The organism is Stutzerimonas sp. CXK-1, from assembly GCF_057738225.1.
In genome coordinates this window covers 1,052,056-1,065,117 of record NZ_CM173217.1, presented here as the reverse complement: position 1 = coordinate 1,065,117, position 13,062 = coordinate 1,052,056, and the positions used below count along the sequence as shown (strand labels likewise).

Annotated in this window: 12 protein-coding genes; 4 read left to right on the top strand and 8 right to left on the bottom strand. The window is 62.7% G+C overall.

Annotation, left to right across the window (positions count from 1 at the left end; genetic code table 11):
* Positions 1–31 precede the first annotated feature (31 nt).
* Complete coding sequence (locus AC0KXH_RS05040) at positions 32–289, top strand: YebG family protein (protein WP_041107458.1); 258 nt, start codon at positions 32–34, stop codon at positions 287–289.
* A gap of 98 nt (positions 290–387) precedes the next feature.
* Positions 388–648: a DUF3509 domain-containing protein gene (locus AC0KXH_RS05035; protein WP_041107460.1), complete on the top strand. Its 261-nt coding sequence runs from the start codon at positions 388–390 to the stop codon at positions 646–648.
* A gap of 80 nt (positions 649–728) precedes the next feature.
* On the opposite strand, the gene AC0KXH_RS05030 is transcribed toward AC0KXH_RS05035, so the two are convergent.
* The 4 genes from AC0KXH_RS05030 to AC0KXH_RS05015 all read right to left on the bottom strand — a co-directional run bounded on the left by AC0KXH_RS05030 (position 729) and on the right by AC0KXH_RS05015 (position 7,895).
* The gene (locus AC0KXH_RS05030) at positions 729–3,350 is read right to left on the bottom strand and encodes a LuxR C-terminal-related transcriptional regulator (protein ID WP_488224272.1); all 2,622 of its coding nucleotides are present in this window, start codon (positions 3,348–3,350) and stop codon (positions 729–731) included.
* A gap of 212 nt (positions 3,351–3,562) precedes the next feature.
* A complete protein-coding gene (locus AC0KXH_RS05025) occupies positions 3,563–4,924 on the bottom strand; it encodes a DUF1329 domain-containing protein (protein WP_041107464.1) in 1,362 nt (453 codons plus the stop codon).
* Between the two features lie 92 nt (positions 4,925–5,016).
* Positions 5,017–6,906 carry a DUF1302 domain-containing protein gene (locus AC0KXH_RS05020; RefSeq protein ID WP_488224271.1) on the bottom strand — a complete coding sequence of 630 codons (1,890 nt, stop codon included), beginning with the start codon at positions 6,904–6,906 and terminating at the stop codon, positions 5,017–5,019.
* A 431-nt stretch (positions 6,907–7,337) separates the two neighbouring features.
* On the bottom strand, positions 7,338–7,895 hold the full coding sequence (locus AC0KXH_RS05015; protein WP_041107468.1) for a hypoxanthine-guanine phosphoribosyltransferase: 558 nt from the start codon (positions 7,893–7,895) through the stop codon (positions 7,338–7,340).
* A gap of 224 nt (positions 7,896–8,119) precedes the next feature.
* Between AC0KXH_RS05015 and upp the strand changes: the two genes are divergently transcribed.
* Entirely contained in the window at positions 8,120–8,758 is a 639-nt protein-coding gene (gene upp / locus AC0KXH_RS05010) for a uracil phosphoribosyltransferase (protein ID WP_041107470.1), read from the top strand.
* A gap of 2 nt (positions 8,759–8,760) precedes the next feature.
* Positions 8,761–10,020, top strand: a complete 1,260-nt coding sequence (locus tag AC0KXH_RS05005) for a uracil-xanthine permease family protein (RefSeq protein ID WP_041107472.1) — start codon at positions 8,761–8,763, stop codon at positions 10,018–10,020.
* A gap of 52 nt (positions 10,021–10,072) precedes the next feature.
* Here the strand turns inward: AC0KXH_RS05005 and AC0KXH_RS05000 are convergent, their stop codons facing one another.
* The 4 genes from AC0KXH_RS05000 to prmC all read right to left on the bottom strand — a co-directional run bounded on the left by AC0KXH_RS05000 (position 10,073) and on the right by prmC (position 13,062).
* Positions 10,073–10,591: an acyloxyacyl hydrolase gene (locus AC0KXH_RS05000; protein ID WP_043218922.1), complete on the bottom strand. Its 519-nt coding sequence runs from the start codon at positions 10,589–10,591 to the stop codon at positions 10,073–10,075.
* Between the two features lie 75 nt (positions 10,592–10,666).
* Positions 10,667–11,470, bottom strand: coding sequence for a glutamate racemase (gene murI, locus AC0KXH_RS04995; RefSeq protein ID WP_043218921.1), 804 nt, complete (start codon positions 11,468–11,470; stop codon positions 10,667–10,669).
* Positions 11,460–12,215: a molybdopterin-synthase adenylyltransferase MoeB gene (locus AC0KXH_RS04990; RefSeq protein ID WP_488224270.1), complete on the bottom strand. Its 756-nt coding sequence runs from the start codon at positions 12,213–12,215 to the stop codon at positions 11,460–11,462. The genes murI and AC0KXH_RS04990 overlap by 11 nt, the downstream gene beginning before the upstream one ends.
* Entirely contained in the window at positions 12,205–13,062 is an 858-nt protein-coding gene (gene prmC / locus AC0KXH_RS04985; RefSeq protein ID WP_488224269.1) for a peptide chain release factor N(5)-glutamine methyltransferase, read from the bottom strand. The genes AC0KXH_RS04990 and prmC overlap by 11 nt, the downstream gene beginning before the upstream one ends.

Here is a 13,062-nt window from a genome sequence, read left to right as displayed (position 1 = left end):
ACAGTATTTGCCAACCTAACCGAGGTAGCCAATGGCCGTCGAAGTGGTCTATCGCAGTAGCCGGGATGTGGAGCGCCTGTTCATGGATAAAGCCGAAGCCGATCGTCATGACAAGATGCTGGAACTGGCCGAAGCGCTCACCGCAGTGCTTCATGCCGCCGCGCCATCGCTCGAGGAGCGCCATGCCGAGGAGCTCGGCATCTTCATGGCGAAGAATCGAGAGGTGTTCGCCAAGGCCTTCAAGGGCAACCCCGATGTTCTGACGGAGCTTTCCAGCACAGCCGACTGAGGTGCGACGTCCGTGCAGGACCACTCGGCAGCCGGCGATGAAACTGTCTCGACTGCCGCAGGTCTCTAGTCGCAGCCACTACACACAGGTACTGCGCAATGAAAAGCTCGTTTCAGGAGATCAGCGACGCCTTTCAGCCAGGCTACAACGTCAATTTCAGTATCGAGAAACCAGACGGCAGCATTCTGCTGACGCTGACCGGGGCGCAAGGCGTGGCGGTCAAACGGTATATCAGCGCTGCGCAATGGCGCGATCAGACGCAGCTGCAGCGCCTGATCACCAGCCTGAAGTTCAGCCTGGCGATCGAGTACGGCGAGCCTCCCTTGCCCACGGCGGGCGAACTGCGCCCCGCCCTCTGACGCCCCCGCCCGTAAACCAATAACAACAGAACGGATTTTCGCGGCCGCCGATACCTCGGGCGGCCTGGCTTGCTGCGCGCTCAGAGCCAGGCGAGCGCCTTGGCCTTGGCAACTGCCTGGGTCCGGCGCGCCACGCCGAGTTTCGTATTGATCCGTCGTGCATGGGTCTTGACGGTATGCAACGAGATGAACAGCTGCTCGGCGATCTCCTGGTTGGAGCAGCCCTGGGCGATCAGCCGGAGCACCGTCAGCTCGCGGTTGCTCAGCAGCATGTCATCGTTGGCAACGACCATGTCCTCCGGCGAACGCTCGTACTGTAGCAAGCGATCCCGCAGGCTCTCACCCTTGGTTGCGGCGGGCAGGATTCGCGCCAGCCACTGCGGCTGCCGATGATGGAGTTCGTACAACGGCTTGACCAGTTGCTGGCGCAGCGCCTCGCCAAGGGCTTTGCGCAACTCCTGCTCGGCGTCGTTCAGCGCGCCCTGGTCAAACAAGGCTTCGGCCAGGGTGAAGCGGCATTCGCAGGCAAGACCGAGTCGTTGCGCCTGCAGGTTCTCGTCGATCAGCTGCCGCAACGCAGCCGCCGCCTGCTCGGGGCGCCCTTCGAGAAGATCCAGCAGTGCCAGGTAACGCCTCGCGCGTGGCAGCAACTCGTAGAAACCGGAAGGCGCCAGATGCCCACCCTCGGCGTATTGCTCGCATACCTGCTGCATGGCGCTGCGCGCCTTGGCCAGATCGCCCTGGTGCAGCCAGGCGACACCATTCATCAAGCGCAGAATGCCGCGAAAGCGGGCCTCCGGAACGTGACGCCATTGGGTCAGCCGCTCGGCCTCCCGCAACCAGTGATAGGCATCAGTGAATTCGTGGTTGCGTGCGGCCAGCTCGGCAAGCCCGACATAACCGAAGAAGGTGTAGGAGTCGCCACAGGTCTCGGTTTCCACCCGCCCCTTCTGGAATGCTTCGCGCGCCGGATCGTCGAGCCCCTGATACGCGAGCAGGTGTCCCTGCAGCAACTGCAGGCGGCCAATAATCGGGCTGTGACGCACGGTGTCGCGCAGCATTCTGATGGCCTCGTCCAGCACCCCGACAGCCCGCTCGAACTCGCCGGTCAGCTCCAGCAACTGAACACGGTCCACGTTCAGCATGGTCTCGTAGATGACGCTGCCCTTGAGCCGCGCCAGCTTCATGCCCTCGCTGTTGTAATGCTGTGCCAGCTCCAGGCTGCCCTCGGCCATGGCCTGCTGGCACAACGTCTGATAGCAGAGCACGCGCTGGGCCCAGGCATGATCGGTCAGCACCTCCAGCGCCTGCATGCAATGCTCGCGGGCAGCGGGGTCGCCCCTCAGGCGCGCCACGAAACCGCGCAGGGCCTGCCAATGCGCCAGCAGCTGAGCCTGGCGACGCGCATCCGGCTGCGGAAAGAACTTGGCCAGTTCGGCGAGGCATTCATCTACTTCATCCAGGCGCGCCGAAACGATCAGCGCCCAGCCTTGCAACACGATCAGGCGCGTTGTGCTGACGAACAGATCCTGCGGCAACTGGCTGCGCCATTTCAGAAAATGCGACACGTTGTCGCCGATCAGCAGCTGCTCCTGGCCGTAGCGCTGCAGATAGTTGGCCGCCACTTCCGGCTGGCCAGCCCACAGTGCGTGCTCGACCGCCTCGCGCATTTCGTCGCGGCTGGCGAACCATTGACAGGCGCGCAGATGGATGTGGCTGGACGAAACCGCTTCGGGCAGCCGCTGCAGCAGTAGAGCCAGCGGCCGCCACAGGCGAAACCACTCGCCGCAGTTATCGATCTGACGCACGAACAGCTGGTAGGTGCTCAGGGTTTCCAGAATCCGCCCATCGATACCGTCGAGCACGTGATCGCACAGCGTGGCGGAAAAGCGTGGCAAACGCGCCAGCGCGAACAGCGCACGCCTGATCTCGTCACTCTGTCCATCGAGCACCTCGCGCTGCACGTAGTCACGCAGCAATGGCGTGCCGGCTACCAGGCGTTCGCGCACGGCTTGTTCATCGGCATTGAGCAGCAACAGGCAGACACCTGCCGGCCAGCCCTCCGTCCCCTGCAGCAGCTGCTGGAAACTGTCCCCCGGCAGCTGCAAACGATGCGCTCGCAGCAACTGCCCGAGCTCATCGGGGGTAAAGGCGAGCGCCTGGGCTTCGCACTCGAACAGATGCCCCTGAAGCAGAAGGCGCGGCAATTTCCAGGCTGGCTGGCGGCGACTGGTTACCCACCAGCTGATCGACTCGGGACCGAATTCGAGCAGCATGTCGAGGCACTCGTCCAACTCGGGGCTTGGCTGGCGCGGATAGTCGTCGAGCATGATCCAGAGCGGCTGGCGCACATGGCCCAGCAGCCGCAGGACATCCTCGCGCGACTGCCCCGCCGCCGGGGGGTGTCCCAGTGCGGCAGCAAGCCGCGCGTAGAGTTGGTCGACGGAAAGAGCGCGCCCGCCGATATCGAGCCACACCAGCAAGGTGTCGCCAGGCACCTGTCGGGCGCACTCGCTCATCAGCACGCTCTTGCCAAAGCCGGCCGGCGCACACACCAGTCGCAAACGGCAATCACAGGAAAGCAGCGCATCGGATAGTCGCGGACGCGCGACATGAACAGGCGGCAGCCGTGGAATCACTGGCCCCGGCACCTGTGCTGGCGCCTCGCCAGTCATGGCATCCGGCAGGAAGCTTACGGACATGGCAGCATCTCTTGTTGGAATTGTTCAGTCCATCGAACCGACGGCGCTGGGCGCCGATCAAGCTGTCGTCCTTGGCAAAACTGCCGCAAACGAAAGGGTTTGTCGATCACAGCCGCAACCTGGGGCTCTTGCGAACCTAGCACCGCTGGCTCAGCACAACAAAAAAAGGCGGCCGATTGGCCGCCTCGATTCATCAGCGCGATATCTCGCTATCAGCGAACACCTGCGTTGCGCAACGCTGCAGGAGTAAAGTCGCGGGCCGATGCCTTGTAGCCCCAGTCGAACGGCTTCTCCTCGTTGCTCATGCCGATCGCGATATAGCGGCCGGAAATGATGTCGTACAGCGCCTCGAAGGCGTAGGCCGGAACCTTGTGCTGGTAGTACTGCAGCATATGGCCCTCACCCACGCGCCAAAGCTGACCACGCCCGTCGTAAAGCTCGGACTGGACGATCGTCCAGGTGTCCTCGTCCACGAAGAAGCGACGCTTGGCGTAGATGTTGCGCTCACCGCTCTTGAGGTTGGCCTCGATCTCCCATACACGGTGCAATTCGTAACGCGCCAGGTCCTGGTTGACGTGGCCTGCCTTGATCACATCGTCGTATTTGAGGTCGCTGGAGGCGATATCGAAGCTGTTATAGGGGATATACAGTTCCTTCTTGCCGATCAGCTTCCAGTCGTAGCGATCCGGCGCGCCGCTGAACATGTCGAAGTTGTCGGTGGTACGCATGCCATCCGAAGCGGTACCCGGGCCGTCGTAGGCGACTTGCGGGGCGCGACGAACGCGACGCTGACCTGCGTTGTAGATCCAGGCCTGACGTGGGTCCTTTACCTGATCGAGCGAGTCGTGCACGAGCAGCACGTTACCGGCCAGACGCGACGGAGCGGTCACGCGCTGCTTGAAGAACAGCAGCGCATTCTTGGCGCGTTCCGGATCCAGATCGGACATATCGCTGGGAAATGCGACTTCGTCTTCGAAGTGCACCAGCGTGTAGCTGCCATTGGTCTGCGGGGTCGCCTGCACGATGTTGCGACGAACATTGCCGCCGCGGTAACGGGTGATGTGGTTCCAGATGACTTCCAGGCCGTTCTTCGGAATCGGGAATGCGTAGTAGCGGCTCTCCGTGAAGTTGGCGATGCCGTTGCCACCTTCCACCAGCTCGGCGTTCAGCGCACTCTTCTTGGCGGCTTCGTAGATCGAATCGGGCAGCGCTGCGCTGCGGTGGGTTTCAAATACCCGGATTTTGTAGGTTTCCGGATAACGCTTGAACATGGCCAGCTGACCGGCAGTCAGCTTGTCCTTGTACTGATCGACGTTCTGAGCCGTGATCACGAACTTCGGCTGCTCATTCTTGAACGGATTGGTGAGGTGCCCGCCCTTGAGTGGCGCCGCATCGGTTGAAAGGCCACCCGTCCAGGCCGGAATCGTGCCGTCGGCATTACCCGCCTTCTCCGCGCCCAGCGGGGTTAGCGAGTCGCCGAGTTTCGCGGCCTCTTCCTGGGATACCGCCGCCATCACGCTGCTCGCGAGCAGGGAAAAGGCCAAGACACTGAATAGCTTTCTTGTTGTTTTCATAGGTTCCAGTTCCTCTTGATCGTGTTCGACAACCGGGCCGAAAATTTTAAGGCCGACGACCGGGCATCGGCCGCCGGCAGCACACTGTCTCCTTAGAAGTTGACGCCTACGCTGAAGGCCAGGAAGTCGCGGTCGGTAAGCATGTTGTAGTCGCCACCAAAGAAGTCGGTATAGGACAGGCTGGCGGTGTAGGTATTTTGATATTCAGCATCTAGCCCTACGCTGACTGCCTTGGCGCCCTCATTGAAGAGGCCGTTCGGGCCGTAGCCGTCGACGTCATGCGAGAACGACAGGTTCGGCTTGAAGTTGATGCCTGCGAAGACGTTGTTGTAGTCAGCAATGGCGCGCAGGCGGTAACCCCAGGAGTCTGCGGTTACAAAACCGTGACGGCCATTGGCAGCCAACGCTGCTGGATCGGTCGGCGTGCCGTAAATTGCATCGCGTCCGTAACGCACGTCGGCCGTGCTTTCCAGACCACCCACATGTGCGTAGCCGATCTCACCAACCACCGTCACACGCCCCGCCCCCAGCACCTGATCGAAGAAGTGCGTAAAGGTGGTCTGCAACTGCGTAATTTCCTTGCGGTTATAGCCACGGTTGTCCAGCCCTGCACGAGTTGGATCAGTCAGTTCGAGAGTGACGTCTGTCGTATTGATCTGTATCGGGGCATTAGGACGATAGCTGATCTCACCGGACCAGGCCGTACCGGTGGGGAGAGTTGTCGAGAAGCTGAAGCCATAAAGGCGGATGTCTTCAGGATATTCCAGATAATACTGTCCATTCCCAAGCACGACCGCCCCGCCGACCGCCTCACCTGCAGCCGCAGCGAGCGGGCCTGCAGCGGTACTTTGAGCGATTGCCGTTGCCTGCGCCAAAGTCAATCCAGGAGAAGCTGCCAAAATCTGCTGTATAACGGGCGTCAGAATTGCGGCGCCGGTGGCTTCCCCGGCTTGTTGAGCGGCCGCAAACGTTGAAAGCCCCGCTGTATGAGTGCTTAAGATCGGCGTTCGGCTGTGGTAATTCATGAAATAGGCACCATACTCGGTGCTATCACCTAGCCAACGCAACGCCAGACCGTACTGCCCCGAGTCTCTCGCGTCTCGATCGCCGCCGCGCGGGATCATTACCCCCTCATTCGTGTAGGTGACGCCTGCGGCGCTGGCGAAGGCTCCGAGGTCGCTGTTCAGTACATCCGCAAGCGCAGCGGGGCCGACGTTGTAATTGGTATCACAGCCATCGGCCGCCACGTCGGCCCCAGAAAAGAACGTCCCACAGTTATCAATGATCGTCTGGTCCCACTCCAGCTGATAGAACGCCTCCATGCTCAGGCGATCGGTCAGGCTCTGCGAGACATAGAACATGTTGACCGGAATCAGGCCTTCCTTGATCTCCGCGCCAGGGCGCCGGAAGGCCGCGGCGTCGAGCGGGTTGATCGAGTTGATCGAGTTGCCGATGAAGGTGCTTTCGCCCCAGCTCACCACCTGCTTGCCCAGACGAACCGTGCCGGGCAGGTCGCCGAGGTAGTAGTTGTGGTAGAGGAACGCATCGAGAATCTCGGCACCGGAGGACTGTGCAGCCTCCTTGCGGTTGCTGTCGCTGATGTCCTTGAACAGTCGGCTCTCGTCCTTCAGTTCGAAGTCGTACCAGTACTTGCCACGAATGAAGGCGCCGCTGTCGCGATAGCGCAGCTCCAGGTCGTGCACGCCCTTGAAGATCTTCGAGAAGGTCTCGCCCTTCTTGAAGTTCAGACGACCATCATCGCCAGTCTGAGTAAAGCCAGTTCCTCCATTGGCCGCACCAACCAGATCCATGTCCGGGTCGTCCATCGCCCAGCTGGCGCCAATCGACATGGAGGAGTCGAACTGCCCCTCGATCTCGCCGATATTGAAGGTAACCGCGTAAGCCGGTGCAGCAGTGCTCAGCGCGATTGCGAGAGCAAGGGATGTGGGCCGGAAGATTCCTTGCCTTGTTGTTTTTGTCATGAGGCGCTCCTGGTTGGTTCGAAGTACGTCAACCCTACCCAGACGCAAAGAGTGGGTTAAGCGCACTAAGGTTTGATTTGCTTTGTCATCCTTAAGTATGAAAAGCCCGCTAGGCGCTGGCTTTGCGGGCAATATCAAAATGCCGCGACTAAGCGACTGCGCTTGAGCTTAGCCGCACTCTTTCGAACGGGAAAGCCCGCCGCAGAGCGGTCGGATGCAAGGTCGCGGTTTCTGTGACGAAAGTGTCGAGGAGATCAATATCGGTGAGCGCCACCCCCAACCAAGGTCGCAGGGCAAGGACCACAGAGGGCAGCCAAACAGGGGGACGAACTGCGACCGTTACGTTTCGCATGGCCACAGGTGGGGAGAAAGGAAACAGGCCTGCCGGCCCAGCGGCTCCGCCCGGAAGGGGCGGAGCGGGAAACCAGCCGTTACAACCCCTTGACCGCGTAGATACCCGGCGCGTTGCGCCAGTAGCCCTTGTAATCCATGCCATAGCCGAAGATGTAGCGATCGATGCAACTCAAGCCGACGTAATCGGCCTTCAGATCCGGACGCGCCTTGCGCTGGTGATCCTTGTCGATCAGCACGGCGGTGTGCACGGCAGCTGCGCCCGCGTGGCGGCAGAAGTCGATGATGGCGCCAAGCGTGTGCCCTTCGTCGAGGATGTCGTCGATGATCAGCACGTCACGGTCGATAAACGAGATTTCCGGCTTGGCCTTCCAGAACAGCTCACCGCCGCTGGTCTCGTTGCGGTAACGGGTCGCATGCAGGTACGACAGCTCGAGCGGAAAGTTGAGCTTGGTAACCAACTTGCCGGAGAAGATCAGCCCTCCGTTCATAACACAGAACACCACCGGATTTCGCTCGGCCAGTTCCGCGTTGATCTTTTCGGCGACCGCATCGATGGCAGCCTCCACCTCGGCTTCGCTGTAAAGGCAGTCGCTCTCTGCCATGACTTGACGGATATGTTCGAGATCGACAGGCATCGCGATTCCCCACTGAAATTGATGTGCGCCACGGCCGGTAAAAGACGCTGCTCCATGGCTGACCAAGCGGTCAGGAAAGCCATCGAATCCAGCCGACCAGGAAGGGGCGGCAAGATACCCACCCGAACCTCACGCGGCAAGTCGCGCGGATGAGCCAAGCCACATAGCCCGTGGCCCGGCGATGCTTTACTCTACGCCGGTTAATCACCCCGCCGGAGCCCCCCATGCCTATTCGAGAGATCCGCCACCCGCTGATCCGTCACAAACTCGGCCTTATGCGCAGAGCCGATATCAGCACGAAGAACTTCCGGGAGCTGGCCCAGGAAGTCGGCTCGATCCTCACCTATGAAGCAACTCAGGACCTGCCGCTCGAGCAATACAGCATCGACGGCTGGTGCGGCCCGGTCCAGGTGGAAAAGATTTCCGGCAAGAAGATCACCGTGGTGCCGATCCTGCGCGCCGGCATCGGCATGCTCGACGGCGTGCTCAGCCTGATCCCCGGCGCCAAGGTCAGTGCTGTCGGGATCGCGCGCAATGAACAGACCCTGCAGGCGCAGACCTACCTGGAAAAACTGGTTCCGGAAATCGAACAGCGCCTGGCGATCATCATCGACCCCATGCTGGCCACCGGCGGCTCGATGGTTGCCACCATCGACATGCTGAAGAAGGCGGGCTGTCGCGAGATCCGTGCACTGGTCCTGGTCGCCGCACCCGAGGGCATCGCCGCCGTGGACAAGGCGCATCCCGACGTCACCATCTATACCGCTTCCGTGGACGAGCGACTCGACGAGCACGGGTATATCGTGCCGGGGCTCGGTGACGCCGGCGACAAGATCTTCGGCACCAAGCAGAAGGACGTCTGAGCATGACAGGCACTCAGGAGCCCTTGGCCCGCCAGGTACTGGCTGGCGCACAGATGCTGTTCGTCGCCTTTGGTGCGCTGGTTCTCATGCCGCTGATCACGGGCATGGATCCAAACGTCGCCCTCTTTACCGCAGGCCTGGGCACCTTGCTGTTTCAGTTGGTCACCCGGCGGCAAGTTCCGGTGTTTCTGGCCTCGAGCTTTGCCTTCATCGCGCCGATCATCGCGGCCAAGGGCGAATTCGGCCTACCCGCCGTGCTCGGCGGCGTGGTTGCGGCGGGCCTAGTCTACGTGTTACTGGGCTTCGCGGTGCGCATCAAGGGCGCAGGTTTCATCGACCGCCTGCTGCCGCCGGTGGTGATCGCCCCGGTGATCATCTCGATCGGCCTCGCGCTGTCGCCGGTGGCCGTCAACATGGCCATGGGTAAATCCGGCGACGGCGCGACCGAACTGGTGCCTTACGGCACGGCCATGCTCATCTCGATGCCGGCGCTGCTTACCACACTGCTGGTGGCCGTCCTGGGCAAGGGGCTGTTCCGCCTGGTACCGATTCTGGCCGGCGTATTCGTCGGCTACTCGCTGGCACTGGCGTTCGGCGTGGTCGATACCAGCGGCATGCTCGCCGCACCCTGGCTTGCCGTACCCAACTTCGTCGCGCCGGAGTTCCACCTTGGCGCCATTCTGTTCATGGTGCCGGTCGCGCTGGCTCCCGCCATCGAGCACATCGGCGGCGTGGTCGCCATCGGCGGCGTCACGGGCAACAACTATCTGAAAAACCCTGGGCTGCACCGCACACTGCTGGGCGACGGGCTGGCCACTTCGGCCGCGGGACTCTTTGGCGGCCCGCCGAACACCACCTATGCCGAGGTTACCGGCGCGGTAATGCTGACGAAGAACTACAACCCGAAGATCATGACCTGGGCGGCGGCATTCGCCATCGTGCTGGCCTTCATCGGCAAGTTCGGCGCGGCCCTGCTGAGTATTCCGGTGCCGGTGATGGGCGGCATTCTTTGCCTGCTGTTCGGCTCCATCGCGGTAGTCGGACTGAGCACATTGATCCGTCACCAGATCGATCTGTCCGAGGCACGCAACCTCATCATCGTCTCGGTGACCCTGGTGTTCGGGATTGGCGGGATGGTCGTCGGCAACGGCGAGTTCAGCCTTTCCGGCATCTCCCTCGCCGCCATCGTGGCGCTCTTGCTGAACGTGCTGCTTCCCGGTGCCGAAGGCTGGAAGAACAAGCAGCTGGACGAAACGCTTTGAGTTGAGGCACCCGGCGAGCGGCGTCCGCTCCGCTCGCCGGCTGAACGCTGGCTCAGAAATCCATGCGGTAGTGAACCGCGTAGCTCTCCACGCCATCATTGGGGTTCTTCAGCCCTGCATTCGAATAATGCAGCGCCCGGATGCCGACCTCATGGCCACCGGCAAAGCGCAGGCCGAGGCCGATCCGATCCTCGAACTGAAAGGACGAGCCCAGGTCGCGATCCTCGATTTCGGTGCTCTCGAACCCGGCGATACCGATACCCGCCTCGATGTACGGGCGAACCGAGTCACCGTTGAATTCGTAAACAAATACCGGCGCCAGCGACAGGCTGTGGTTGGCGGAGGTTTCGTCGCCCTCCCAGTAGGTATATGCGGCATCCCAGTAGCCGGTGAGCCGGCCGGTGGAACTCTGGAACCAGCTCTTGCCGAAATCGTGCTGGAGGCCCAGACGATAGGTCATCGTCGATTCGCCCGTAGCGCCCACGGCGCCGGTAATGCCCATCGCATGAGCACCGGCGAACGGCATGACACCCAGCGCAGCAGCCAGCCCGAGAGAGATCAGCTTGTTCATCCGTAACTTCCTTATTTCTATAACCGTTGGTTTTAGGTTAGCTCTGATTCTGAGGCGTCGCGTCGGCAGGAGTTCCTAGACCGGGCAAACCTGTACGTCTGCCTCATCGCCCCAGAGCAAAGGCAATACCTCGGCCAGCCTGCCCGGCGCACCGCTGGAAAAGAAGCGCGCCGGCTGCTGCCGTTGAGAGTGGTTCAGCAGGCCACTGGAAGCAAGCAACTGCTCGAGCCGGCGCGCCACCGCCGCACCGGTATCGACCAGCTGAACATCCTGCGGTACCAGCTCAGTGAGCAGCGGCCTGATGAATGGGTAGTGCGTGCAACCGAGAATCAGCGTGTCGCAGCCTTGCGCCAGCAGCGGCTCGACCCAGCCGGCAAGCAGCGCGCGTGTGACCGGTCCCTGCAGATCGCCCGCCTCGATGCGCTCCACCAAGCCCGGACAGGGCTGGGTGATCACCCTGACATCGCTGGCAAAGCGGTCGAGCAAGGCGGCGAAACGCGCGCTTTTCAGTGTTCCGGTGGTAGCGAGCACACCCACCACGCCGCTACGTGTCGCCCGCGCGGCAGGCTTGACCGCTGGCTCCATACCGACGATGGGCACCTCCGGATACAACTCGCGCAACTCGGCCACGCCGGCCGCGGTGGCCGTGTTGCAGGCGAGCACCAGCGCCTTGGCCCCCCGGTCGAGGAGAAAGCTGGCAATGGCACGACAGCGCTGGCGGATGAAATCGGGTGTCTTTTCGCCATAGGGAACGTGCGCACTGTCAGCTACATAGAGCAACGCCTCGTGCGGCAAACGCTGCCGAATCTCGCGCAGCACCGAGAGGCCACCAACGCCGGAGTCGAAGACCCCGACGGGCGCGGCCGCATCAGCCGGCATGGCTACCGCAGACCGTACAGGCCGGGTCCCGGCGCACCTTCAGCTCGCGGAAGCGCGTCGAGAAGGCATCGATCAACAACAACCGCCCCACCAACGGCTCACCGAAACCGACCAGCAGTTTCAGCGCCTCGAGCGCCTGCAGGCTGCCGACCAGCCCCACCAGCGGGCCCAGCACGCCGGCCTCGCTGCAGGTCAACTCGGCCTCGCTGCCGTGGCCGTAGAGGCAGTGATAGCAGGGGCTCGAAGCGTCACGCGGATCGAACACCGACAACTGGCCCTCGAGGCGAATCGCCGCGCCGCTGACCAATGGCCTGCGCGCAGCCACGCACGCCGCGTTCACCGCCTCGCGAACGGCGAAGTTGTCGGTGCAATCGACCACCAGATCGACCGCCTCCACGGCAGCCGTCAGGGTATCGGCATCCATCGCGACGCGATGCGCGACGAGAGTGATCTCGGGGTTGAGCCGCTCGAGCCGGGCCATGGCCGAGTCGACCTTGTGCTGTCCCAGCGCGGCGCTGTCATGCACGATCTGGCGCTGCAGGTTGGTCAGGTCGAGGCGGTCGAAATCGGCCAGGTGCAGTTCACCGACGCCGGCGGCCGCCAGGTAGAGCGCCACCGGCGAACCGAGCCCGCCGAGCCCGACCACCAGCACCCGGCTGGCCTTGAGCCGCAGTTGGCCCTCGACATCGACCTGCTTGAGCAGGATCTGCCGACTGTAACGCAGCAGTTCTTCGTCACTGAGCATGCGGTGCCTCGCTAGGTTGCCCAATCAAACGGCCAAGGCTGACACGCTCGTGCCCACCGAGATCACGACAGCTGCGGACCTCGACGAAGCCGGCGCCCTGCAGCAACGCACGCACGGCGTCGCCCTGATCGTAGCCGTGCTCGAGCAGCAGCCAGCCACCCGGCAGGAGATGCTGCGCAGCACCGCCGATGATGCTACGAATGTCGTCCAGCCCGTCGGCGCCTGCGACCAGCGCGCTCGGCGGTTCGAAGCGCACGTCGCCTTCGCCCAGGTGCGGATCGCTCGCCGCGATATAGGGCGGATTGCTGATGATCAGCGAGAAGCGCTGCCCGGCCAGTGCCTGATACCAATGGCTCTGGCTGAAGGCGACGTTGCCCAGGCGCAGGCGCAGGCGGTTGCGCTCGGCCAGGGCCACGGCCTCGGCAATACGATCCACACCGACAACCTGCCAGCTTGGCCGCTCGCGGGCCAGGGCCAGGGCGATCGCCCCGGTACCGGTGCCAAGGTCCAGCGCCCGTGCGGCCTTGTCCGGCAGCAACGCAAGGGCAGTCTCGACGAGCAGCTCGGTATCCGGCCTGGGTATCAGCGTATGTGGCGCGACCTCCAGATCCAGGCTCCAGAAGCCCTGGCGGCCGAGGATATAGGCCACCGGCTCGCCCTGGCGACGCCGGGCGAGCATGCCGGCGAAGCGTTCGGCGCACTCGGCAGGCACCTCGCGCTCAGGCCAGGTCCGCAGGTAGGTCGCGGGCTTGCCCAGCGCGGCGGCGAGCAACCATTCGGCATCGAGGCGCGCGCTCGGCGAGCCGGGCAGCTCGGCGTTCTGTAGCAGCGACTGAATCGAGGCCAT